Here is a 288-nt window from a genome sequence, read left to right on the forward strand (position 1 = left end):
GGCCACGGTGAAAACTCTATTTACTTAATTGATATGGAATTACGTAAGGTTATGGGCGACGAAACTGAAATTATCCCTTTGATTGCAGATATCCAAGATCGTGAACGCATTATCGCCATTATGGATGAATATAAACCAGACGTCGTTTACCACGCCGCAGCCCATAAACATGTTCCTTTAATGGAAGGAAACCCAATGGAAGCTGTGAAGAACAATATTTATGGTACGAAAAATGTAGCAGAGGCCTCGCATATGGCTAATGTGAAAAAATTCGTTATGGTGTCGACT

The 288-nt window shown here is 40.3% G+C and carries 1 protein-coding gene; it reads left to right on the top strand.

Features of this window, described 5'->3' with window-relative positions; genetic code table 11:
• A partial coding sequence (locus SB775_RS28735) for a polysaccharide biosynthesis protein (protein WP_410864594.1) occupies positions 1–288 on the top strand: 288 nt, incomplete at both ends.

It is taken from the genome of Peribacillus sp. SIMBA_075 (genome assembly GCF_046534585.1).